The organism is Clostridium sp. CM027, assembly GCF_024730565.1.
In the GTDB taxonomy this organism is placed as follows: Bacteria; Bacillota; Clostridia; order Clostridiales; family Clostridiaceae; genus Clostridium_AD; species Clostridium_AD estertheticum_B.
In genome coordinates, this window is record NZ_CP077725.1 from 1,660,391 (window position 1) to 1,685,056 (window position 24,666).

Annotated in this window: 21 protein-coding genes; 4 read left to right on the forward strand and 17 right to left on the reverse strand. The window is 31.1% G+C overall.

All coding sequences use genetic code 11. The annotated features are described in order from the left end of the window. Nucleotides 1-187: 187 nt before the first annotated feature. On the forward strand, nucleotides 188-547 hold the full coding sequence (locus KTC92_RS07945) for a hypothetical protein (RefSeq protein WP_216302913.1): 360 nt from the start codon (nucleotides 188-190) through the stop codon (nucleotides 545-547). 119 nt (nucleotides 548-666) lie between these two features. Here the strand turns inward: KTC92_RS07945 and KTC92_RS07950 are convergent, their stop codons facing one another. Then, nucleotides 667-954 (reverse strand): hypothetical protein, encoded by a 288-nt coding sequence (locus KTC92_RS07950; RefSeq protein ID WP_165413144.1) that lies wholly within the window; start codon nucleotides 952-954, stop codon nucleotides 667-669. 156 nt (nucleotides 955-1,110) lie between these two features. Continuing rightward, nucleotides 1,111-1,710, reverse strand: coding sequence for a 50S ribosomal protein L25 (locus KTC92_RS07955; protein WP_216302915.1), 600 nt, complete (start codon nucleotides 1,708-1,710; stop codon nucleotides 1,111-1,113). A 551-nt stretch (nucleotides 1,711-2,261) separates the two neighbouring features. Between KTC92_RS07955 and KTC92_RS07960 the strand changes: the two genes are divergently transcribed. After that, nucleotides 2,262-3,380: an AI-2E family transporter gene (locus KTC92_RS07960; RefSeq protein ID WP_216302916.1), complete on the forward strand. Its 1,119-nt coding sequence runs from the start codon at nucleotides 2,262-2,264 to the stop codon at nucleotides 3,378-3,380. A 1-nt stretch (nucleotide 3,381) separates the two neighbouring features. On the opposite strand, the gene KTC92_RS07965 is transcribed toward KTC92_RS07960, so the two are convergent. The 11 genes from KTC92_RS07965 to KTC92_RS08015 form a co-directional block, all read right to left on the reverse strand. Next, entirely contained in the window at nucleotides 3,382-4,824 is a 1,443-nt protein-coding gene (locus tag KTC92_RS07965; RefSeq protein ID WP_220286501.1) for an MDR family MFS transporter, read from the reverse strand. A gap of 135 nt (nucleotides 4,825-4,959) precedes the next feature. Next, nucleotides 4,960-5,325 (reverse strand): DUF956 family protein, encoded by a 366-nt coding sequence (locus tag KTC92_RS07970; RefSeq protein ID WP_216302918.1) that lies wholly within the window; start codon nucleotides 5,323-5,325, stop codon nucleotides 4,960-4,962. 244 nt (nucleotides 5,326-5,569) lie between these two features. Then, nucleotides 5,570-6,481, reverse strand: coding sequence for a PTS system mannose/fructose/sorbose family transporter subunit IID (locus KTC92_RS07975; RefSeq protein ID WP_216302919.1), 912 nt, complete (start codon nucleotides 6,479-6,481; stop codon nucleotides 5,570-5,572). Between the two features lie 19 nt (nucleotides 6,482-6,500). Further along, entirely contained in the window at nucleotides 6,501-7,307 is an 807-nt protein-coding gene (locus tag KTC92_RS07980) for a PTS mannose/fructose/sorbose transporter subunit IIC (protein ID WP_216302920.1), read from the reverse strand. A 43-nt stretch (nucleotides 7,308-7,350) separates the two neighbouring features. Continuing rightward, on the reverse strand, nucleotides 7,351-8,328 hold the full coding sequence (locus KTC92_RS07985; protein WP_220286502.1) for a mannose/fructose/sorbose PTS transporter subunit IIA: 978 nt from the start codon (nucleotides 8,326-8,328) through the stop codon (nucleotides 7,351-7,353). A 258-nt stretch (nucleotides 8,329-8,586) separates the two neighbouring features. Continuing rightward, nucleotides 8,587-9,060: a mannose/fructose/sorbose PTS transporter subunit IIB gene (locus tag KTC92_RS07990; RefSeq protein ID WP_216302922.1), complete on the reverse strand. Its 474-nt coding sequence runs from the start codon at nucleotides 9,058-9,060 to the stop codon at nucleotides 8,587-8,589. Between the two features lie 355 nt (nucleotides 9,061-9,415). Beyond that, entirely contained in the window at nucleotides 9,416-12,211 is a 2,796-nt protein-coding gene (locus KTC92_RS07995) for a sigma-54-dependent transcriptional regulator (protein WP_220286503.1), read from the reverse strand. Nucleotides 12,212-12,426: 215 nt separating this feature from the next. Beyond that, a complete protein-coding gene (locus KTC92_RS08000) occupies nucleotides 12,427-12,921 on the reverse strand; it encodes a TspO/MBR family protein (protein WP_220286504.1) in 495 nt (164 codons plus the stop codon). A gap of 342 nt (nucleotides 12,922-13,263) precedes the next feature. Beyond that, complete coding sequence (locus KTC92_RS08005; RefSeq protein ID WP_258280746.1) at nucleotides 13,264-13,818, reverse strand: GNAT family N-acetyltransferase; 555 nt, start codon at nucleotides 13,816-13,818, stop codon at nucleotides 13,264-13,266. A gap of 120 nt (nucleotides 13,819-13,938) precedes the next feature. Next, nucleotides 13,939-14,844 (reverse strand): DUF2156 domain-containing protein, encoded by a 906-nt coding sequence (locus KTC92_RS08010; protein ID WP_216302925.1) that lies wholly within the window; start codon nucleotides 14,842-14,844, stop codon nucleotides 13,939-13,941. Between the two features lie 274 nt (nucleotides 14,845-15,118). Next, nucleotides 15,119-18,523, reverse strand: coding sequence for an ATP-binding protein (locus KTC92_RS08015; RefSeq protein ID WP_220286505.1), 3,405 nt, complete (start codon nucleotides 18,521-18,523; stop codon nucleotides 15,119-15,121). 338 nt (nucleotides 18,524-18,861) lie between these two features. On the opposite strand from KTC92_RS08015, the gene KTC92_RS08020 reads away from it, so the two are divergent. Beyond that, nucleotides 18,862-20,106: an HlyC/CorC family transporter gene (locus KTC92_RS08020; RefSeq protein WP_165413161.1), complete on the forward strand. Its 1,245-nt coding sequence runs from the start codon at nucleotides 18,862-18,864 to the stop codon at nucleotides 20,104-20,106. Nucleotides 20,107-20,168: 62 nt separating this feature from the next. On the opposite strand, the gene KTC92_RS08025 is transcribed toward KTC92_RS08020, so the two are convergent. The 3 genes from KTC92_RS08025 to KTC92_RS08035 all read right to left on the reverse strand — a co-directional run bounded on the left by KTC92_RS08025 (nucleotide 20,169) and on the right by KTC92_RS08035 (nucleotide 23,182). Continuing rightward, on the reverse strand, nucleotides 20,169-21,275 hold the full coding sequence (locus KTC92_RS08025) for a DEAD/DEAH box helicase (protein WP_216302927.1): 1,107 nt from the start codon (nucleotides 21,273-21,275) through the stop codon (nucleotides 20,169-20,171). Nucleotides 21,276-21,488: 213 nt separating this feature from the next. Then, complete coding sequence (locus KTC92_RS08030) at nucleotides 21,489-22,049, reverse strand: hypothetical protein (RefSeq protein WP_216302928.1); 561 nt, start codon at nucleotides 22,047-22,049, stop codon at nucleotides 21,489-21,491. Nucleotides 22,050-22,366: 317 nt separating this feature from the next. After that, nucleotides 22,367-23,182, reverse strand: a complete 816-nt coding sequence (locus KTC92_RS08035; protein ID WP_220286506.1) for a ZIP family metal transporter — start codon at nucleotides 23,180-23,182, stop codon at nucleotides 22,367-22,369. A 164-nt stretch (nucleotides 23,183-23,346) separates the two neighbouring features. Between KTC92_RS08035 and KTC92_RS08040 the strand changes: the two genes are divergently transcribed. Further along, nucleotides 23,347-24,099 (forward strand): lipopolysaccharide assembly protein LapB, encoded by a 753-nt coding sequence (locus tag KTC92_RS08040; RefSeq protein ID WP_220286507.1) that lies wholly within the window; start codon nucleotides 23,347-23,349, stop codon nucleotides 24,097-24,099. Between the two features lie 48 nt (nucleotides 24,100-24,147). Here the strand turns inward: KTC92_RS08040 and KTC92_RS08045 are convergent, their stop codons facing one another. Beyond that, a complete protein-coding gene (locus tag KTC92_RS08045; protein WP_220286508.1) occupies nucleotides 24,148-24,594 on the reverse strand; it encodes a DUF2383 domain-containing protein in 447 nt (148 codons plus the stop codon). Nucleotides 24,595-24,666: the final 72 nt, after the last annotated feature.

Here is a 24,666-nt window from a genome sequence, read left to right on the forward strand (position 1 = left end):
ATTTAGATTTATTTTTTAAATATCACATCGCCGCTGCTACGATATATAATAAGATCTTAAAATTTTTACAATCTTAAAATTTCAAGTAAAAATTCTCAATATTTTCATCTATATTTTAAGATAAAATGGGTAAACTATATACTGTACTTGATTAGTGTAATTTTTATATTAGAAGGGAGAGATACTTATGAATAACAATTTAGAAGAAACAAAAGAATTAAATAAACAATCAGCAGCTAATGGAGGTTCAAGCTCTTACTCAAATGCTGGTATGTCTAGTAGCACTAGTGCTTCCACTCTACAAGAAACAATTCAATTAAATAATGAATCAGCTTCAAATAAAGGTACTAGTGGTGTTTCAAATTCTGCTATGTCAAATATGTCTAGCAGCACTAGTGACTCTACTTTAGCAGAAACAAAACAATTAAATAGTCAATCAAGTGCTGGTATGTCTAATATGAGTAGTAGCAATAGTGATGCTGCTTTAGAAGAGACAAAAAAGCTAAATAATCAATCCTATGCAAATAAAGGTACTAGTTCAAAATAAACTTTTATTTATATGTTCTTTAGATTCCATTTAATAATTTTTCGATGATATGATACTTTTTAAAGGAAGCCATTTAATTAAATGGCTTCCTTTAATATTTATTTTATTGTTATAATAACCTATTCTTCTATATAAGTAATATTACCATCAAAAATGTAATTCAAAGAAGTTTTTGTACCTTCTAGTGCATACATCATTTTTTCAATTACCACTTGTTCTTCTTTGCTAGTTGTTATAGAAAGTTTATCTACTTCATTAACTTCAGACTTTAGTTCAAATTCATATATAAAATCGTTTATTAGTCTTATCCACTCGGATATGTCATTAGAACCTATATTTTCTCTCTTTCCGAAATCTTTTAATGTTCTATCTAATTGTTTTTTTGAATATCTCAATATATTTGCCATTCTTTAGCCTCCTAATTTTACTCACAATAATAAGTATCTATTTGCTTATATTCTTTTTCTTACCTCATCATCAAAACATTTTAAATTTTATCCATAATAGATAAAAGGATGAACTTTTCATGTTCATCCTTTTATTATTATATAATTACTATTTTATTATTTAGCTTCAGTTTCAGCAACAACTGCTTCAGCTGTAACTTCTTCAGTCACTTCTTCTTTCATTTGTGCTATAGCTGCGTAAATTTGATTTTCATCATCAGTAACTTTTATTTGATTATTTAAATCAAAGTCCTTTATTGTAATTGTATCTCCAAGTATTTTTTGTGATATATCAATACTTATTCCATCAGGTAATATACCCATGCTTCCAACAACATCTATCTCAGCTTTATAAATCTTCAACTCAAGTAGATTGGCTGCTACATTCTCTTCTCCCTTGAAAGAAATAGGTAATTGCATTTTTATTTCACGATCTTTAGAAACAAGTTGTACGTCTATGTGATTAATTTTTGCTGTTACAGGATGTCTTTGAATTTCTTTTATAAATCCAAATTTTTTATCTTCTCCGTATTTAATCCATATTTTAGCATTAGAACCATGTTTTTTAAGAATCTTTATTAATTCAACGTCTTGAACCTTTATTGAAGTTGCTTCCTTAACGCCATCGCCATACATTACACCTGCAATAAAACCTTCCTCTACAAATCTTTTATTTGTTGGAATTCTTTCAAATGCATCTAAAATCATTTCTTCCATAATAATTCGCTCCTCTTGGCTTATAAAGCCTTTCTGTTTATTATTTTATGTACATATGTTACCACTAATAATTTTCACTAAAATTTGTGTTGAACTTTAAAATGATATGATTTTTTTAACTACAAGTAACTGAAAATTCAATGTATATAATTACAAACATTAAAAGACAACATGAATTACCCTGCTGTCTTTCATGTTTTCATAAATATATTTATTGAATTTCCATGTTATATCCATTATTTATACAAATAAATAAAAAAATCAGCATCACTACCTAAAAGATAACATTAGTATTTAAATATAACTATATTATAGCACATTATTGCACATGTTTGCAAACAGAAATTGTAAGGTGTGTTACCTATTTCTGTAACCTACTATTATTACGCAATATGTCGTTAATTTTTTTAAAAATGAATATTAATAAATTGTTTTAAGAATGATATAATTAAATAAGCTACAATCATCTTCTTCTAATCTACAATATTACAATTACATAATACTACATTGATCTTATAACAAGCGGCTAAATATTGACTGGAGGAATTGCATTGATTAAATATAAAAAGATACCATATATACAGCTTGTCCCTATTATTATAATTGCCCTTCTACTTTATAGAATAGTAAACAACGTTGAAAATATAGGTTCAATATTAAATAATTTTTTTTCTTTACTTACTTATTTTATTTGGGGTTTCGTCATAGCTTATTTACTTAACCCGCTTATGGTGTTTATTGAAAAGAGAACAAAAATGAAAAGGATTTATAGTATATGCATAATTTACACATTATTTATAGGCATAATAATTTTTATAATCACTTTAGTTACTCCTAATATTATTAAAAGCTCCGTTGATTTATTTAATAATATCCCTCACTTTGCAAATAAAGCGTATAAATGGTCTACCAATTTTTTATCTAAAAATGAACTACTAAACAAATTTGATGCTACTTCTTACTTAGATAGTTACCTTAGTTCTTTTAATAAGGATGTATCTGCATATTTTAGCCCCGGTTTTCAACTTATAATTGATTACCTAATGGGTTTGGGTTCTTTTTTTATGAAATTAATGTCTGGAATCGTAATTTCAATTTACTTCTTGATTGATAAAGAATCTATTATTTTTAATCTTAAAAAATTTGTTTATTCTGTTTTAAATGAAACAGTTGCTATTAAAATAATTGATTTTTTTAAGATAGTTAACACTACTTTTAAGAAATATTTTGTTGGGAAAATGATTGACTCTATTATTTTTGGTATTATTACTTTTATAGGATTTACGATATTAAAAATACCTTACGCTTTACCTTTTAGTTTAGTAATAGGTGTAACAAATATGATCCCTTATTTTGGAAATATTATAGGGATGATTCCCGCTGTTATAATAACAATATTCTTTAGCCCAATGAAATGTGTTCAGTTGGTACTATTTATTACAACCTTAAGTAATATTGATGGGTGGTTCATATCTCCAAAGATTATTGGAGATAAGGTTGGGATTAGTCCACTACTTATAATACTAGGAATTGTTCTTGGGGGAGGTTTTTTTGGTGTTTTAGGAATGTTACTTGGAGTTCCCACTATAGCCTTAATAAAGACCCTACTAGAAAATTTTATGAATAAACAAATTAATGATAAACAAATTGAAGAAAAATTAATTAAATAACTTATTGTTCACATGAATTATTTTTTAATTTTGAGTCAAATATAAAAGAAAGTGCCAATGATGCTAAAGCAATTATGATAAATATTATAAATACTTCATGAAGCCCTGAATTTAAAGCTTGCTTTATCTGCTGCAAACTTACTCCACTACTCAAAGTTGCCTTGGAATACAAATTGTTAGGTTCTATTCCCTTTCTTCCTATATTATTGAAATATTTAATTATATTCATATTTAATATAATTCCAAAAACACTTACGCCTATAGTTTGACCTAGTGTACGCACCAGGGAATTCGCTGCTGTAGCTGCGCCTCTTTTGTTATATCCCACTGACTCTTGTACCATTATTGTTAATGTAGTAAAAGCTCCTCCAAATCCAAATCCCATAATGAACCCATAAACTATAACTGATACTAATAGAGATTCACTACTTAAAGTAGACAAAAACACACAACTAATAAGCAAAATTAGAGTAGATACGCCAATCACTATTCTTCCACCATATTTAGGGATAGCTTTAGACAAAACAAATGAAGATAAGAACCAAGCAATAGACATAGGTGCCATAGACACTCCAGCAACTGTAGGACTAAATCCTAAAACATTTTGCATATATATAGGTAAATAAACCTCTATTCCTATTAAAATCCCTGCGGCTAAAAATGTTATTATATTTACAATGGTGCTACTTTTTGTGAAAATTTCAAAAGGTATAATAGGCTCATCCGCTCTTTTTTCCACATAATAAAACACAATCATCACTGCAATTGTAACTACTAAAGCTATTATAATATTATTTCTTCCACCTGCTAAGCTACCCAGTAAAAACGTTATAATTGCAACTGAAAATAATAAAGCACCTACATAATCTATCTTATGTTTCTTTTTCTCAAAAGTTTCAATTAGATTTCTTTGTAAAATCACTATAGATATTATTCCAAAAGGTAGGTTTATAAAGAAAATCCAATGCCATGAGAAATTGTCTATTAAAAACCCCCCTAAAAAAGGACCAGCTAAACTTGCTATCCCCCATACTGTACTTAACCATCCTTGGATCTTTGGCCTTTCTTCAACAGTAAAAATGTCACCCAATATAGTATAAGTAACTGTAAATATTGCTCCTGCTCCCATTCCTTGAACTGCACGAAAAGCTATAAGCTGATACATGTTTTGTGATAACCCACAAAGACAGCTCCCAACTAAAAAAATTATTATTCCAATAGAAAGAATGTTTTTTCTTCCATATAAATCAGCTAATTTTCCGTATATTGGTGTAGAAATGGCTGTTGTCAATAAATAAGCAGAAAAAACCCAACTTATAAGTTCAAACCCATTTAGCTCTTTAACTATTGTTGGTATCGCAGTAGTCACAACTGTTCCCTCTACAGCTGCAAGGAACATTGACACCATTAATGCAATGACTATACTTCTTTTTTTTGATTTCATCCTTTGTTACACTTCCTTTAATGTGATGATTATCATCTATATTTAACCTAAAGTACAAATAAACGACAAATATCATTTTACCATTAATTATAAATATCTGCACAGTAAATTAAAAACTGCCAATTAGTTAAATCATCACCTGCGGTGCTGCACCGCTCGTTTGAGCACATCAAAAAAACTTAACGAATTAACCATATGATTTGGCTCAACATATTTTCGAACAGCACGAAGCACTTTTTTTGCTTCTTTAGAAGAAAAAGTATAGGTAACATCTTTCTTCGTTTGGATTGCATATCGAGGAATCCACTTTCCTTTTAGCAATACGGACGCAATGACATAGTCAACCTCTTCCCAAGGAATTTGAATATATTTGCGAGAATCACGAGAATTATAAAACTCAAAACCTTTGTCGCCGATCATAATTTTCCCATAATCTGCAAACCCCGTAAAAGCTGTTGCATCAATTACTAGATCCACCTTTGTATTTAGTGATTGAACCATACGATCTACCTCTTTTCTATTTATACACACATTTGTTTCTATTAATTAATAAATCATTGTACAATGATTGTTGACTATAGTATATAATATACATTCTGAAGATGAAATAATCAAGTTCCGCAAAGCTCAACCGTCAAAAACAGTTTTACTAGACATAAAATTAAATCATCTCCTGGGTCGCTGCAATATTAACATAGAAAGTAATAAAAAAACCCAGGCCAAAAGCCCAGGTTGGGTAAAAATATTACATTAAACCGATTAAGTGGAAAACAATCCCGACTGCGAACAGCCCAAAAATAATTGTAATTGGAGATACTTTCTTCTTAAGCAACCACATACAAAGTAATGTCAATCCTAATCCTGCAATTCCAGGAATCAAAGAATCCAAGTTATTTTGCAATGTTGTAACCTTAACATCAGTTAATGACAAGCCACCCGATTGTTGCAACATAGCTTGTTTAATACCTTCCGCTCCTGCAGGAAGGCTGCTCCAATCAATAAAGGCACCCTTAGCTAACTTAACGGCTGATACAGTGGGTGCAAATACAACAGATACCCATCGGTTAACTAATGATCCCAAAATGAACATACCAAGGATGGATGCTCCTTTTGTAACATCTTGTAGTAAATTACCTGATAAATCATCGGTAATACGAGAGCCTGCTTTGTAACCAAACTCTTGTGTATACCACATAAATGACATACGGATGATATTCCAAGCGAAGAAAAAGATAATTGGTCCAAGGATGTTACCACTCATAGCAAGAGAAGCCGCTAATGCCCCTAAAATTGGCCTAACAGTAAACCAGAAAACTGGATCTCCGATACCAGCTAAAGGTCCCATCATACCAACTTTAACACCTTGAATAGTTATGTCATCGATTGGTAGACCATTCGCACGGTCTTCCTCTAAGGCTAATGTTACACCAATGACTGGTGAAGCTACATATGGGTGAGTGTTAAAGAACTCCAAGTGACGTTTCAATGCAGCTGCACGATCTTCTTTAGTCTTATATAATTTTTTAATTGCGGGAATCAATGCGTATGCCCAACCACCGTTTTGCATTCTTTCATAGTTCCAAGACCCTTGAAGGAAAAATGAACGGAACCAAACAGAAATACGATCTTTTTTTGTTAATTTTAATTTATTTGCCATTTTCATGTTCTCTCCCTTCTTAGTAAGTGTCAATAATATCACCTAATGGATCACCAGTATTTGAGCTTCCACCATTACCTGAGCCGCCTTGTTTAGTAAGCTTTAAGTAAATAAGAGCCACACATACACCGATTGCCCCTAGTCCGATAAGTGTAATTTCTGAAATAGTTGCTAACACAAAACCAATTCCAAAGAATGGCCATACTTCTTTAGTAGCCATCATGTTGATTACCATTGCATAACCAACAGCTACGACCATTCCACCACCAATTGCTAAACCACCTGTTAACCAAGTAGGCATAGCTTCAAGTACTGAACGAATCGGACCAGCACCAACTGCTAAGATCAAGACTGCTGGAATTGCAATACGTACACCCTGCATACAAATAGCAATGATATGCCACATTTCAACTTTTCTGATATTTCCTTGTTTAGCAGCAGCATCCATGAAATGTACAAACACTGTAGCGATGGTACGACAAATAATTGTTAATAATAGCCCTGCAACTGCTAGCGGAACAGCAATAGCGTAAGCTGCTGGAACCCCTGCTGTACCTTGGCCACCAAGAACTAGAATAATTGCAGATGCAACAGATGCAAGCGCTGTATCTGGTGCTACGGCAGCACCGATATTTGCCCAACCTAAAGCAATCATTTGAAGAGTACCACCTAAGATTAGGCATGGCACTAAGTTACCTGTAACTAAGCCGATTAACGTACACGCAATTACTGGTTGGTGGAATTGAAATTCATCCAAGATACCTTCCATACCAGCTATAAATGCCACGATAACGACTAATATCATTTGGACAATATTTATATCCATGATTATTAATCCCCCTTTTTCATTTAAATAGTTAAATTATAAATTATTTCAGTTTATTTAATTCCACTTGTGCTTTTTTGAGGATTTCGTCCATATTTCCTTTTGAATCATTTGGAACTTTACGAACATCAAAATCCAGTCCATCTTCTTTAAGCTTATTGAAGGTATCAATATCTTCTTGATTGAAAGCAAGTACTTTGTTTGGTTGAACTTTACCCAGAGAGTGAGCCATAGAGCCAACATTGATTGTCTTCAAAGGTACTCCCCCTTCTACCGCTCTAAGTACATCTTGCGAGTTTTCAAAAAGAAGCAATGCACGTTGTCCGCCAAAATGTTGATCATTTTTTGCAAGTTTAATCATTTGATTAATTGGAACAACATGAGCTTTAACACCCGGAGGAGCAGCCTGTTGGATCAATTTCCTACGAAGCTCATCTTTGGCTACCGCATCTGACACGACAATAATTCGGGTCGGTTGCACAGCTTTTGTCCAAGCAGTCGCTACTTGTCCATGAAGTAAACGAGAGTCAATACGAGCTAAAACATATTCGAATGATCCAGGTGCACCTACACTCGATTGATCCGCCGAAGTTGCAGAAGATTTACCATTATCTTCTGGTTCTAATTCTTCAGGCTTAACTTTAACTCCTTCTTTAGCTGCTTTTAAAATATAAGCCGCCATTTCCTGTGCGGATTCCATTGAAGAACGTGAAGCATAAGCTTCAATCACCATTGGTAGATTCATACCAGCTACGATTGCCCATTTATCTTTGTGTTCTTCAAATAGACTATTTGCTTGGTTGAATGGTGTACCGCCCCAAAGATCAACTAAGAATAAAACCTCATCTTGGTTGTCAAAGGATGCGATTGCATCTTTCATTTTTGCTTTAACATCATCTGGGCCTTCACTAGACATCAACGTAACAGCTTGTACATTTTCTTGTTCTCCGAAAATCATCGCACCAGATTGCAAGATGCCTTTAGCAAATTCTCCGTGACTAGCAAGAATAATTCCTACCATCTTTTATACCTCCAATTTTTTATTTATTACAGTAAAATTTATATAAAAGTTTTGAAAAACCTGTAACCAAAATTAATAATTATGATATATTTAAATAATTTACGAATTGTAATGACATTTGATTTCACTCCAGGTGGAGATGCTTAACAAAAATTTTGGAGCTCATCGCAAGTAATCATAACGTTTACAACTAAAGCCCATTCAACCTTAGTTTCTTTGGCACGTACTATACACTAATAGAAGTTAATATGGTGAATCTTATAGTTTTGACATTAAATCTACTTTTGAATCTGAAGAAATTTTTCTTATTTCTAGTTCAATGCCTTTTTCATTTAATTTTTTGAAAGCTTCAATATCTGTATCATTTACCGATATTGCACTAGTTATTTGTTTCTTTCCATCTTTAAATGACATACCACCAATATTTACACTCTTTATGGCTACTCCACCTTCAACCATTCTTACAACATCAGTTGGATTAGTGAATAGAAATAGCACTCTATCATCTTGGTATTTTGGATTATTATAAACCCTTATTGCCTCATCAATTCCTACAATGCTTGATTTAATTCCTGGAGGTCCAACTTGCTCCAAAAGTGTCTTTCTAATTGAGTCCTTTGTTACATCATCATTACATACAATTATTCTTTGACATTTTGTGTCTTTTGACCAAATTGTTGCTACTTGACCATGTATTAATCTGTCATCAATTCTTGCTAACACTATATTCATTATAAATCATCCTCCTAATCAGCACTTTCACCTAAGTTGTCACACTATTATATATAGCAATTGTCGCGCCAAAATAGTGTATTGTTTTTTATGTTTGTGTTAAATCATCTCCTGCGGAGCTGCAACATCTTCGCAGGAGATGCATTTACGACTTCAGAAGGAGACTTATACTCCCACTTATAGAAGTGGGAGACTTTCATTCTCAAATGTCGTTAATCTTTTAAAATAGCCATTTTTTATTTTAATATTTTTTATTTTTTTATTTTGATACACTTCTTCTATAGTTTCAATACTAATTTTAATTTTCGGCTGATAAAAAGTGTATCAAAAGAGAAGTGTATCAGTATATTTTCTCCTATTCTATCATTTCTGCTATAAATAATATTTCATCTTGAGTTAAACTTATGTTTATTGCATCTTTAAATACTTTATTTGCCCCTGTAATAATCTCTACCAAGTGTGAATTTATCTTAGCTTTTTCCCTCTTGTACTTTAACCCATCCTTTATTATCATTCTCTCTAGTGCACAACCTACATGCACCATTATTCTTATTTTGGTTGCATTGTTAAAGCTTATTTTTGTGTTTTCTTCTAAAAGACTTACAAATTGATACAATACACTTATTATTTTAGAAGGATTTAAATAAGTTAAAAATTGATTTAAGCTGTCTTTACATAAATCCTTAACTACTGTATTTTCATGGCCTTTTTCAATTTTAAAGTCTTTTCTCTGTATTATACTTATTAAAATATTTTCACCATAACCACTAATCAACTCTTCAAGGGAGATAAACGGAGCTTCAATTTTAGGATTTAAAATACCTACAGAAGCTATAATACTATAGTTATTTTTTATTTTTGTTATTTTCCTTTTTATGTCTTTTATGCTTATTGGTAAAATTTCAATTTCTTTTTCATCTGTACTTCTAACAATGTTCTCCACAAGTCCTTTTAGCTTTACTGCAGTCCCCTCACCTGTGGAGCATATTGTTATTATTGCCCTTTTCTTATTTGCATCATCTTCATTAATCGCTTTCTCTTCTTCCTCAATCTTTGAAGACCCTCTAAATTGCTTTAGAGAATTATACAAGGCATTTAAATTCATATCTAAAATAGTTGCTTTCCTTATGGCTTCTAATACTAATGAGGTGGTAACCATATCTAGTGTCTTAACCTTTATATCTGTTTTTTCCATTATTATAGACTCAAAGTTAACAAGTGAACCCATATCCACAAGTAATAGGACCCCCTTACCCATGTCTATTTCCTTAACCTTTTCAATAATTTCATCTAATGTTTGAGTAGGACTAACTTCTAATGGCATATCTATTGCTTCGATTACACCCTCCCCTAGAAGCTGCTTTGCCACATTAACCATACTACTTGCTGTGCTGCTTCCATGTGCCGCTACAATTATTGCCACATGCTGATTTGTTTGTTCCTCCATAATAGAACTGATTAACAATGTAAGATATATAACTTCAATCTTTGGAACAACCACATTATATTTTTTTTCAACCATTCCCTTTACGTCTACTGCAATATTGAATTCTGTGCGTTTATCATCTATTATACCTTCTATATTTTTATACTTAAGATTTTGATGATTACTTAATCTGTTTAAAAATGAACTTAAATGTAGACTTAATGCATATAAAAATCTATCCGTTAGTGTTTTATCAAGCTTTTTTTCAATCATGTCCATTATTTCTTCTGAAAATTCAAGAATATCTTCATCTACTATTTTTAATATTTTACTTCTACCATCCTCATCATTTTTAACCTTGTTATAAAAGGACTTAATATGCACATTAATATCAGTTGTAATAAAATTGTTTATATACTCCTCATCTGCACCTCCTTTTTTCAAAAAGGCTGCCTTATCTTCTATTATCTTGTATAAATTAAAAGGTGGATCATAAGGATCTTTTTCAATTAATACACTGTGACCTTCTGGAGTAACTATTAGTTGCGAATCTAAATAACCAGATATTTCTTCCATTTCTTTACGTTTGCCACTTAGATAAAATAATCCGCTTTTAATATCTGAAGGCAACGAATTAAAATCTATTTCTATAAAATCCTTATTATTGATACTATTTAAAAAACCCTTAGCGCAAATAAGTTGAATATTTGATTTCATCTTACCAATATTCCCATTAGACGTACTTCCAATAATTGCCTTAACTGCTTTATCTTCAATCTTTATTACTTTGCTTACTCTATGCGCCTCATTCGCTAATAAAAATTTGATAAAATTAACTTTATCACTGGCTGTCCTTTTATCAAAGCTAGGAATAGTTATAATTATTGGTATTCTTCTTACAAATGTCTTTAGTAGTGATGAATTGGGATCCTCCGTAGTGGCTCCAATTATTAAAACGCAGGATTTTCTGTTTCTCTCTGTCTCACCTAATCTATTAAACATACCTGTATCCATAAAATAAAACAACATTTCCTGTCCTTCTGGTGGTAATCTGTGTATTTCATCTAGAAATAATATACCGCTATCTGCTTTTTCAACAATTCCAGCCTTTTCGCTATCAGCACCGGTGTATGCTCCTTTAATATGTCCAAACAGATGTGAGGTTAAAAGTTGAGGATTGTTATAATAATCAGCACAATTAAATACTATAAATGGTGATTTTTCATCCAATTTTTTCGAATACTTTGCTTGTTTGTACATCATATTTGCAAACAAGGTTTTACCAACTCCTGTTTGACCAACAATTAATGTGTGCAAACCATTTGGAGGATAAAGTATTGCAGCTTTTGCCTGTTCAATTTGATTTTTAAGACTAGTTTGTGCTCCAATAAGTTTATCAAAAGGACATTCTTCCTGGCTATTTTCATTTTTTCCCAATAATAACTCGTTTAAATTTTTTACTTCTATTGGCCCAGCTGGCAACTTTTTATTCAAAATCCTTTCTAAACAAGCATTATCAACGTATAACACAGGTCTAGATTTTATTTTTATTATTCTATGCTGTCTAAGCAATTCATTTAATTCCATACTTACGTTATTTCTTAAAATATCTAAACTCTGAGATATTTCAGCTGTGCTAAAACCGATTTTTTCCTCTAAGTTTTCACGATTAAATTTTTCTGTTTTTTCAGCAATATACTCATATATTTTTTCGCTTCTCTTCAAATTATCACTCCCAAATATTAATACACTTAATACGCTTAATACACTTCCCTTATTATAAACTCTATTGAAATAAATGTTCAAGTTTTAAGTATAAAAAAAAAGCTTCTTAGCATCAATATTGTAATTTCAATGCTAAAAAGTATTAATTTAAATTATTAAGTATAAATTTGTTTATAGTTTTAGCTACTCAATCATTATCATTGTCACATTGATTTTTAGCTATTTAAAGACCAAATTGCAAAATTAAGAATACCTGCAAAAGAAACCCATACGATATAAGGTAGCATTAGATATCCTGCTGTCCTGTCAAATCTAAAAAATTCAAAAGTTGTAAGCAAAATAAAAATTAATAGCACCAACAACTCCACAAAAGCAAGTCCATATAATCTGAATTCGAAAAATATTATAGGCCATAAAAAATTCAGAAATAATTGCAGTGCATATAAAACCAGAGCTTTTTTAACATCTTGACCTTGTTTCCCTTGTTCCCATACCCTATATGCTGCAAGTCCCATTAGTATATATAGAATTGTCCATACAATTGGAAACACCCACCCTGGCGGTGAAAACACCGGTTTTGCAAATCCCTCATAATCTTTCATATTATCCATGCTTAAAAATCCACTGAGACCACCAACCCCAAGTGCTATAATAATACTTAGAATAGCAGCACCTATTTTAGTTTTATCCCCAACCTTCAAAATGTTCAATTTACCACACTCCCCATTATTCAGTGACAATTTAAAAGTGACAAATGAATGAAGCTTATCTGCTGATGCAGAAAGACCATTAAAGACAATACTTATTTTATTTTGCCCTAATGCAAAATTACCTTAATTTGCAACTTGTCACTTTCGCTTATACAGTATTATATACACATTCCAGCTGAACTATGCCTATATAAACCTGTTCTTTTCTCCAGTATAAAAAAAACGCATCTTAAAACTTAGGACTGAAATATCAAAATTAGTTCTAAAAATAGTAATGAAAAGGAGGTGCCTCTTGAAATGATTTTTCAATCATTTTGAGACACCCCTATTTATATATTATATTTACTTTCCCTTTGAGGCCTCTTCCCACTCAGGTCTCAGTATTCCATACAAATACATATCATACCGTCTACCATCTCTGTGAATAAATTCCCTATAGACCCCTTCTCTTTTAAACCCTAATTTCTCATATAGCTTTATTGCAGGTTCATTGTATTCAAGCACAGTAAGATATATTCTATGAAAATTTAGTTCCTCAAATCCAAACTCTATAGTTAATTTAAGAGCTTCTTTTCCGTGCCCTTGTCCCCTATATTTTTCTTCCCCTATTCCTATATATATTAATGCAGTTCCATTATTCCAAGATATATTTTCAAATCCTGTAATACCAATAATTTCTTCCTGTTCACTGTCTTTAACAGCAAAAATATAAGCTCTATTACATTCTTTTGCCTCTCTTATTATCTCCTTTACCTCTTCCATGTTTTTAGGAATTGCGCTTACTACATCATAATTACGCATGAAGGACACATCATTATGCCACTTTTTAAGTTCCAAAATATCTTCTTCGTTTATAGACGTAAGTTTTATTTTTTTTCCAACCAAAAGATTTTTCACTCTATCACCTTTCCTCAGCTTTAATTTGGAATTGATTATATGTACTCTTCAAAAAATAGACTAGCTGTACGCTAGTCTATTCTACTCTATTAAACCATCACCCGCGATGCTGAAATATCCTTAAGCATTACCAAAATTAAAAATATATTTTTTTTCTAATTTAAAAGGATGATAGGATAATTTAGATTTTCTAAGGCCTACGATTCCTAGGTCCTGTTCCCTATTGATTATCTTAACATCACTAAAACTCGTATCAACAAACGTTTTGTTAATAAAGCTATAGACTCCGCTATACTTTGTATCTGCCTTTTCTATATGAATCACTGCCAAATCATCATTTAATTTTTCTCCCAAACTAAACGCTACAATCTTTTCATCTACATAAACAGCTATCCCTTTATTATTAAAAATTCCCATATCTTTTACGATGTCTTTTATCCCCTGTAATTCGTAATAAAGTACATCATCATCATTATTACCTGCATACCATTTTTCTGCAGCTACTATTACGTCATTTACTACTTCTTCCCCTTTAATGTCTTTAACTTCATAGTTATACTTCTTTATAAAGGAATTATAATGATTTTTTTTCCCATGAAGCTTCTTACCCGAAAGCTTTATAAGCTTTTCTGCTTCATATAAATAATCAAAGTTATCTCTATCTTCCTTGATACAGATACCATGAGCATCATCATATATATCCCTTATCTCCTCCATAACACCCTCATCAAGATCTTTAAATAAGTATTCCATATTGTTTTCTGTTTTGTATTCTTTTAATGCATCTATTATTTCTTTAAGATTTTCTTTACTATATCCCAAAGGTTGCATAAAATAATATCTTCCTTCGAAATCCTTCTTTTTTATTATTAGAGCACCTTTATAAATAGTAAAACAAACATCACAAGCTTCTCTCCATATATATAAAGTTGTAAAAGAATATTCACAACTTAAAAATTTATATGGATATATAAATTTTTCAAATACATTCTTATCTTCAATCATAAGTCTTTTAAAAATCATCATCTCAACCTTTCCCCTTAGGATATACCATAAATATCATCATATTTTTATATTCTTCTATTATTTTAGACCGTTTACTCATTTTTTGCAAGTAGATACTTTTATGAACTTTAGTTACCATATAGATACTAATTAATTATAACATAAATACGTATTTTTTTATAATTCTATTAACTACATTTCTTATAAATATAATAACATTATATTTATAGTATTACCGAATAATATAATATTATTATATTATCAACCTGAAACAGATACGCAGGTAATGATTTAACTATTTATATATATCAGAGAATTCTATTGATAGATTTTGTTCATAGTTTGTTTCAAATACCTCTTTATTATTAAGATTGTTTTCTTCCTCTTCCCTGTCAACTGTTCTAACTGGGAGATTTATAATAAATTCGCTTCCTTTTCCCCCTTCACTATTTACACTAATGTTCCCCTCATGCATTTCTACAAGAGACTTTACTAATGCTAGTCCTATTCCACTACCTTCATTATGCCTTGATGTAGATTTATCGATTTGCGCAAAACGCTCAAAAACAAACTCTAACTTGCCTTTTGGAATTCCTATTCCTGTATCCTTTACAGATATTTCAATAAAACCACCTTTATCATAAATATTAACTAGAATACTTCCCTTTTTATCTGTAAATTTAACTGCATTGGATAGTAAATTCAACATAATTCTTTCAATTTTTTCTTCATCAAATGCAATTATTTTTTCTTCTACATCAGTATCAAATATGAGTGTTATTTCATGACTTTTTATATACTCAGCTACAGATTGCGATATTTCCTCTACAACATAAACTATGTCACCATTTTTCAAGTTAAGACTTATGTAATCTGCCTCTATTTTATTTGTGTCTATTATATTATTTATAAGTCTAAGTAACCTTAGAGAATTCTGATTCATTATATTAATATAATATTTAATCTTTTCATCCCCTAAGTTTTTTGCTCCATCAAGAGACTTTAATAACTGTATTGTGCTACAAATTACATTTAGAGGAGTTCTAAGTTCATGTGACATATTAGTTAAAAAATCCGTTTTCACTTTGTCATATGCTATAAGTTCTTCAACTTGTCTACTAGCTTCGGCATTTTGCACGCTAAGGGCTTCAACTTGGTTTTTAGCTACTCCAAGCTCATTTACTAATGCTAAGGCTTTTTTAACTGAATCCTTTAATGTTATCAAAGTGTTTATTCTACAGAGTAACTCATGCATATTAAAAGGTTTGCTTAAATAATCATTTGCACCACACTCAAAGGATATAACTAAGTGCTCTACATTGCTATCTGCAGTCATAATTAGCACAGGTAGTTCAAAAATCGATTGTTCTTCCCTAATAATCGCACATACTTCATTACCTGAAATATCTGGCATCATCATATCGAGAATTACTAAATCTAAATCTACATTTTCGTCGATTATTCTCAATGCTTCCTTACCACTGGATGCTTCTAAAACTTCAAAAGTGTCATTTGATAGATAATTTTTTAATACTTTAAGATTCACATACTCATCATCAACTATTAAAACTTTATACCTATCTTTCTTACTTGAATTTATATTTTCATTAATAATTTTTCTAACATTATCTATAGATACACTTACTATATCAGGTTTTAGTTCTAGATTATTTGAATACTGCGCTAATAGTTCTGCTGTCTCTTCATTTTCTTTATTATAAAGATTTTCATGAAGATTACTCTTGAGCTCTTCCTCAGTGCATAATGGGAGAGTAAAAATAAATTTACTGCCTTCTCCTATAACAGAAGAAACCTTTATAGTCCCACCCTGTATTTGAATAAGTTCTTTGGTTACATAAAGCCCTACTCCAGTGCCGCCATACTTTTCTGCAATTCCATCCACCTGCTCATATCTACTGAAAATTTTATGAAGCTTCTGCTCTGGAATTCCTATTCCTGTGTCTGTAACACAAATCTCAACAAAAGAATTTTTTACGATATAGGATAATATTATCTCCCCCTCATGTGTGAATTTTATAGCATTACTAAGTAAATTATATAAAATTTGCTGTATCCTATCTTCATCCCCAAATACATAAGGTGTGTCTTTATCTATTAAATTTTTAAAAGTAACGTTTTTATTATTTATAGATATTTCACTAAATTTTATTACCATTTCTACCACATTGCTTATATTAACAAATTTCGTACGTAACACAATTTGATTATTTTTAAGCTTAGAAAATATCATCATATCATTAACCAAGTTAGATAATCTTTTAGCACTAGAATTCACCAAAAATAGGTCCTCTCTGAGCTCAACATCTAAATCAGCATATTTATTATTTACTATTCCTTCAGTTAATCCAACAATTCCGTTCAATGGAGTTTTTAGTTCATGTGAAGTTACCGCTAGAAAATCGTCTTTTAATTCATTTAAAGATTTAAGTTTAGCACTACTACTTTCTATGTTAGAAAGTTCATTGGCTTGCCTCTTTGCTAAAACATAGTAATTTACAACAATAAATATTAATATGCCTTGAGATGCAAATGAGTCCGTAATTATTATACTGTATTCATACAAGATATCATTGATTCTTGTAATAAATAAAGCAAACAGTCCAACAACAACTATATGATCAGTTTGTTTGTTATTTATGCATATTTTACAAATCTTACACATCATATAAAATAGCAATGCAAGTGCAGATAATTCAAAAGGTGCTATAAAGTATAAATAATATTTAACCGGAGTAAAAATCACACTTAAAGTATATACCACTCCTAAATAATTGGATACTTTAACTACTTTACGTGACATTATTTTTTCATAAGATTTATCTATAAACAAGATAATAAAGGGAATGTATGCATAAAAGGTCCATATTTTCATTTTTGTAGAGAAAATATAATTAAGGTGAGGGAATAGTGAAAAAAAGAACCCTTGGCCAATAAATAGTGTTCTAATCGCAATGATTAAACAAATGATTGAAAAATATAATTGAGCCTTTTCTTTTCTTCTATTAATAAATAGTCCAAAACTATATATAGCTGCCATGATGGTGCATCCAATAATAAACAAGCTCAATGCTAGCTTCTGCTCTCTTATAGCTGTAATTTCCTTTGACTCCCCAAGTACTAATGTATCTACATATCCATATTTATTATAAAAATTACTAACCCGAAGGACTAAATAGGTTTCATCATTTTCTACATAGAATGAGCCGCTAGCTGGCTCATTTTCTGGAATCATTTCGTTTTTAGATTTGCCCACCCGTCCAGCCGATGTTATTAGTTTATTGTTAGCCCAAAGTTCATATGCATTTTGGATAAAATTTATTTTCACTGAATAAAGTTCCTTCTTATTGTCTATAAGTAGCTTTAATCTGTACGTACAATAGCCTTCTTGTCCAAATGTACCTGGTAACTTCTCATACCTAATAGCGTCTTCAGGAATACTTTGGAAATCCTGAGGCATGTGTAACTCATTGTCATAAAACTCCCATTCTCCATTAAGTTTTATCATACCATCCTTTTTAAAATCCCAATTTCTTAAGTCTAACACCCCCTTTGCTGCCAAGGGTATATTCTTTTTTGTATGGCTAATTCCACTACTTCCTTTTATTATTGTAATAAACATAATTAAAGTTATTGATAGTAACATAAATATTTTTATTTTGTGTGACTTAATTTCTTCCATGAATTATCTCCTTTATTAATTGTATTTATAGTAACATCTTAAAATATACTCTTATAGTATATAATAACATATTAAATGTCATATATATGATAAATATCAACAAAATACTACTCATTATCCCATGTATTTTGTATTTTTAAAAATTATCTCAAGAAAACAGTTACTGGATAGTAGCTGGTACATTGCAAATGAAGATATGTACTCAAACAAATCAATTTATGTATAACATTTACATATTTGTGTAATCATTTAAAACATTAATGATAATTCCATTTAAATATTTCTTATCTTATGATATAATTTCCTTAGGTTATATCTTAAGGAGCGTGAAATATATTATGGACCCCGATGGTACGTGGCAAATTATATCTTTAGTAATTTTATTACTGTTTTCAGCCTTTTTCTCTGCTTCTGAAACTGCTTTGATGACTTTAAGCAAAATAAGGCTAAGGCATATGGTAGATTCAAAAGTTTGTGGTGCTGAGCGAATTAGTAAATTACTTGAAAATCCAAGTAAACTTTTAGGCGTTATTTTAGTAGGGAATAACATTTCCAATATAGGTGCTTCTGCACTAGCAACTTCCCTAGCCATTCACTATTATAAAGCCTCTGGGGTAGCTATTGCGACCGCTATTATGACAATTCTTGTATTGATTTTTGCGGAAATAACACCAAAATCATTAGCTGCACAAAATTCCGAAAAAATTGCTTTAAAAGTTGCTCGGCCATTAAGTCTAATTACCTTCATTTTAAATCCCCTTATTACAGTCTTAATTTATATAACAAATACAATAATAAAAGTACTTGGTGGGGAAGTCACTAAGGTAAAACCTTTTATTACTGAAGAAGAGTTAAAAACAATGGTTAGTGTAAGTCATGAGGAAGGTGTTTTAGAAGGCGAAGAAAAGCAAATGATTTATAATGTATTTGAATTTGGAGATTCGCAAGCAAAAGATGTCATGACTCCAAGAACTGATATGATTGTAGCAAATGTAACCTCTACTTACGAAGAGCTCATAAAAATCTTCAGGGAAGAGCAATTTTCTAGATTGCCTATATATGAAGAGACTGTTGATAATATTATTGGCGTTTTATACATTAAAGATTTAATTTTCTTCGAAGATGGAAGAGAAGAATTCAGCATAGAGAAACATATGCGTGTCCCTTACTTTACGTATGAGTACAAAAGCACCGTAGATTTATTTGCAGATATGCGTGCAAAACGAGTTCCTATAGCCATTTTATTAGATGAATACGGTGGAACTTCTGGAATTGTTACAATCGAAGATTTAGTAGAAGAAATTGTGGGAGATATAGATGATGAATACGACGATGATACAGATAAAATCGAAGTTATCAAAGAAGATGAATATATTGTTGATGGTGACACAAAAATAAGCATGGTTAATGAAATGATAGGCCTCAATATAGAATCAGAGGATTTTGATTCCATAGGCGGTTTCGTTACCGGCATACTAGGACGGCTTCCAAAGACAGGCGAGACAATAAATTATAATGACACAAAATTTATTATACAAAACACCAGTAAAAATCGTATAGTAAAACTAAAAATTATAACTTAATATAAATAAAAATACTTAAAGTTAATTTAAATTAGCTTTAAGTATTTTATCGTTTAAATTCACTACAAAATTTTTCTAGGAATTTTACCTTTTATTTTCTTTTCTATAGCATCTAAAAGAACTTTATCCTTTGGAGCTGAAAATAAATATGTATATCCTTCTTCGCCAGCTCTTCCTGTTCTTCCAATGCGGTGGATATATCCTTCTGCACTTTCAGGCATATCGTAGTTATAAACATGACTAACTCCATTTATATCAAGGCCTCTTGCTGCTACATCTGTGGCAATTAAATACTGAATATCACACTTCTTAAACTCTTTCATTATTTTTTCTCTTTTTGATTGAGTTACATCAGAATGTAGTTTTTTACAATTATAACCTTTTTTATAAAGAGCCATCTCAAGATCATCAACTCTTCTTTTAGTTCTACAAAAAATGATGGCCATAAATGGATTATCTTCGTCCATTACTTTACATAAATCTTCTTGTTTGCGTCTATCCGTAGTTTCTATTAAAAATTGTTTTATAGTTTTAAGTGTTGTCTCTTCTTTTTTAATAATTACTTCTTTAGGATCGTTCATATACTTATAAGCCATTTTTTTCACATCAGAGCTCATAGTTGCTGAAAAACATAGCGTCTGCCTGTTTTTTGGTGTTTTTTCTAAGATAGACTCCACATCATTTTTAAATCCCATAAGAAGCATTTGATCCGCCTCATCTAATACTATGGTTTTAAGGTTATCAAGCCTTACCGTACCTCGACTAAGATGGTCTAGTAATCTTCCTGGTGTTGCTATTACTAAATGAATATTTCCTTTTAATTTTTTCAGCTGTGCACCTATGTCCTTGCCACCATACGCTGCCAAAATATTTAAATTTTTACCTTCTGCAAGCTTTTTAGCTTCACTAGTTATCTGTATTGCAAGTTCTCTTGTAGGAGTCACTATTAATCCTTGAATCGTATTTATATCATTTGACATATTATCAAACATTGGCAGTAGAAACGCAAGTGTTTTTCCGGTGCCTGTTTGTGCCTCTGCTATAACATCCTTACCGTCTTTTATTAGCCTAATACTTTGCTCTTGTATAGGCGTTGGCTCAGTAATTCCTTGAATTTTAATCGTATTTAGTATATCGTCGCTAAGTCCTAGCTCTTTAAACTTTATCATTTTTATTTACCTTTCTATTTAAACATATTTTTGTTAACTTTTTATACAAACCAATTAATTATAGCAGACATTAATTATAATAAGAAGAGTTTTATAAATATTCTAAAATAAAGTGTAGATTGTATTAAAAAAAAGCAGATGCCCATTAGTTTTGCTAATGGATATCTGCCTTCAATTTGAGTACTTTTAAAAGTACAAATTATACTTTATACTTTATTTTTTTAATTCTTGAACTCCAGTTACTTTACTTTTATCATCCATTTTAAATGTAGATTTAGCTTCATCTGTAGTAAAATATACATTTCCGTCTACTGTAGCATCTTTTAACTGAAAGTTGCTTGCTGTTACATAAAGGTCACCTTTGAAAGTTCCATGTTCTATGCTTCCTGCAGGACTACTAAAAGTTAATTTTGGAGCAGTTAAAGTGAATCTAGCTGTTACTACATGTTTATCATCTTGTGTGTATAAACCTATTTTACGTTGTGCAACTGCTGGATCTTTAGTGTTTTTAAAATCACCTTCAACTACAAGCTCTTTATCAACAGTTAAATCCTTAAGCGTTGCAATAATCCATGTACCTTTACTGCTTATTGCATTTTCAAATGCTGCCTGAGTATCTACTATTGAAGCTGTTGTTACTACATCAGTTTTTGCTGGTTCTTTTGTTGCTACCTCAGTTGATGTTGGTTCTTTTTTTGCTTCTTCTTTAGCGCCACATCCTACTAATAAAGTAGCACCTACAGCTAGTGATAGTATTATTGCTTTAATTTTCATACGAATCTCCCCCTTATTTTTTAATTAGCATGTTACATTACTTAACAAAATCAGTATATCACATGTGATAAAAATATAACAAGATGAAATATGGGTATTATGTCGTAATTAGTAATTACAAAATGAACAAAATTAATAACTCCTAATTTAATCTTAATCTTATCTATAAATTCGTTTATTTCTGACATTTAAAATTGATATACTAAAAATAACACCTAGTTTTTTTAGAAAATTTAGATTACCACTAAACTTTTCCATAGCGCCGCCTTTATTTAAATGATATTTATATATCAGCATATTTTTATCATATTTTTACATTATCCCAAAGCTACATCCAATATCATCATAATTACAAACCCTACCATAGCACCTATAGTTGAAATATCTGTTTTTGAATCCTGTTGTGATTCAGGTATTAGTTCTTCAACAACTACGAAAATCATAGCACCTGCTGCAAAGGATAGTGCATAGGGAAGAATAGGTTTCATAGCTATTACTGCAAATGCACCTATCACTCCTGCTATAGGTTCAACTATCCCTGACGCCTGACCGTACATAAAGCTTTTAAACCTAGAGAAACCCTCTCGTCTTAATGGTATAGAAACGGCAGCCCCTTCTGGAAAGTTTTGAATACCAATACCAACTGCCAGTGCAACAGCTCCTGCTAATGAAGCTGAAGGAATATTAGCTGCTACTGCTCCAAATGCAACCCCAACCGCAAGTCCTTCTGGTATGTTATGTAGCGTTATTGCAAGTACCAATAAAATACTTCTTTGCCAACTAGTTTTAATCCCTTCCGCCTGTTCTATTGGTTGATTAAGATGTAGATGTGGTAAAATTTTATCCACTGCCAAAAGGAAACCCCCACCTGCGAGGAACCCTACTGCTGCAGGAATCCACGATGGTGTACTTGTTTGTTCTGCCATCTCTATAGCAGGAGCTAGCAATGACCAAAAGCTGGCAGCAATCATAACTCCTGCTGCAAACCCAAGCATACCATTTAGCACCTTTCTGCTTATATTTTTAAAGAAAAATACTAAAGACGCTCCTAAAGCAGTTACACCCCAAGTAAATAATGTTGCAAAAAGAGCCTGAACTACGGGATCAAAGCCTTTAAGCCAGTCTATTATCATAAAAAATCCTCCATTCTAATACTTCTTGTATTTTTTCAATAGTACCTTTATTTACAGAATACTATACCCTTTTATGTTTGTAAATATTATCATTTAAGATAAAAACATTTATTTCATTCCAGTCACATGTATACCGTTTTCTTTTATGTCAATAATTTTAATGTGTGATTGCAATTGAAAGGAGCATGTTAATGAAAACTAGTATCCATTTAAGCGATGATGAAACCCTAATTAAAGAATATATAGAAAGAGGCAAGGGGCTTTTCAATGATGGGAAAATTGAAAAAGCATTCAAAAATTTTAATAAAGCCATTTTCCTCAACAATGAATATGCGCAGGCTTATTTTGTCAAAGCTCAAGCTTATATTGAAATGTACGAAGCTTACGAAGCTGAAAAATGCATAAATAAATATTTACAGTTAGTCCCTGGTGACCCAAAGGGCTACTGGAAGTTAATTGATATAAACGATTTAACTGGTGACTTTGATAAATGTATTTACTATTGTGAAAAACTTCTTGAGGCCGATAAACAAAATACAAACATATATTTAAAAAAAGCAGAATTTTTAGCTATTATTAACGATTTTGAAAAAGCTTTAGAATGTTTTGATGAATCCCTAAAACTAAGTCCTGATTTTTATGATGCACTATGTGGTAAAGGAAGTGCACTACTCTCTCTACATAAGGGTAAAGAGGCTCTTGTAATATATAATAAAGCCATTGAAGTTGATATCACTAGAAGTGTTGCATATTTTGGAAAATCAAAAGTATGTATGGCTATGGAAAATCGAATAATAGCCTTAAAATATGCAGCAAAAGCATATGAACTGGAACCTGAAAATGAATGGTATAAATGCCATTATACCGTATTAAAAAATATGTACATAGGTATTAAATCATCTCCTTCGCTGTTGTAATGTCGCTTAATAATAAAATGCTCCCACCTTATATGTGAGAGCACTTTACTATTTACATATTCTCATTGCTTCTTGTATTTTTCTTAAATGATTGTCATAATCGGCTACAACAGCTTTTACTTCGCTCATTAGACTAGCATCCAAATCCTTATTCTGCTCTATAAACTTTTTGCCTTGCTTTATTCCCATTTCCATAGCATCTATTGCATGCTCACACACTTCCAAATCAGTGTTTACGGGTATAAGTTTAATTTTCTCAAAAAAATCCGCCATAGTGCCCATTACCCCAAGAGTATCGGCAGCATTACCACCTAACTTTTCTATCCTATTGGTAATTGCCTCTTCATGTCTTTTAAATGATTCTATAATTTGAACTAGTTCATTTTTGAGCTCTTGCCCTTTAGCTTTACGGAGATAATCCTTAAAAGTAGTACCTCCCATGTGTATGCCCTTTAAAAATTTGTTCATTTCTTTTACATCATTATTTAAAGCCATAATCTCACCTCTGTTTATTGTGAGCATTAGTTAATTACATTATTCGTAATTTTGTCATACATAATTATTTAC

Bases quoted from the DNA above. Each gene is read 5' to 3' on its own strand.
- KTC92_RS08020 (WP_165413161.1), top strand. From the start codon at position 18,862: ATGGACCCCGATGGTACGTGGCAAATTATATCTTTAGTAATTTTATTA.
- KTC92_RS07950 (WP_165413144.1), bottom strand. From the start codon at position 954: ATGGCAAATATATTGAGATATTCAAAAAAACAATTAGATAGAACATTA.
- KTC92_RS08035 (WP_220286506.1), bottom strand. From the start codon at position 23,182: ATGATAATAGACTGGCTTAAAGGCTTTGATCCCGTAGTTCAGGCTCTT.
- KTC92_RS07980 (WP_216302920.1), bottom strand. From the start codon at position 7,307: ATGGATATAAATATTGTCCAAATGATATTAGTCGTTATCGTGGCATTT.
- KTC92_RS07990 (WP_216302922.1), bottom strand. From the start codon at position 9,060: ATGAATATAGTGTTAGCAAGAATTGATGACAGATTAATACATGGTCAA.
- KTC92_RS08030 (WP_216302928.1), bottom strand. From the start codon at position 22,049: ATGAAAATTAAAGCAATAATACTATCACTAGCTGTAGGTGCTACTTTA.
- KTC92_RS07985 (WP_220286502.1), bottom strand. From the start codon at position 8,328: ATGGTAGGAATTATTCTTGCTAGTCACGGAGAATTTGCTAAAGGCATC.
- KTC92_RS07965 (WP_220286501.1), bottom strand. From the start codon at position 4,824: ATGAAATCAAAAAAAAGAAGTATAGTCATTGCATTAATGGTGTCAATG.
- KTC92_RS08045 (WP_220286508.1), bottom strand. From the start codon at position 24,594: ATGGCTTTAAATAATGATGTAAAAGAAATGAACAAATTTTTAAAGGGC.
- KTC92_RS08025 (WP_216302927.1), bottom strand. From the start codon at position 21,275: ATGATAAAGTTTAAAGAGCTAGGACTTAGCGACGATATACTAAATACG.
- KTC92_RS07975 (WP_216302919.1), bottom strand. From the start codon at position 6,481: ATGGCAAATAAATTAAAATTAACAAAAAAAGATCGTATTTCTGTTTGG.
- KTC92_RS07955 (WP_216302915.1), bottom strand. From the start codon at position 1,710: ATGGAAGAAATGATTTTAGATGCATTTGAAAGAATTCCAACAAATAAA.
- KTC92_RS08015 (WP_220286505.1), bottom strand. From the start codon at position 18,523: ATGGAAGAAATTAAGTCACACAAAATAAAAATATTTATGTTACTATCA.
- KTC92_RS07945 (WP_216302913.1), top strand. From the start codon at position 188: ATGAATAACAATTTAGAAGAAACAAAAGAATTAAATAAACAATCAGCA.
- KTC92_RS08010 (WP_216302925.1), bottom strand. From the start codon at position 14,844: ATGATGATTTTTAAAAGACTTATGATTGAAGATAAGAATGTATTTGAA.
- KTC92_RS07970 (WP_216302918.1), bottom strand. From the start codon at position 5,325: ATGGTTCAATCACTAAATACAAAGGTGGATCTAGTAATTGATGCAACA.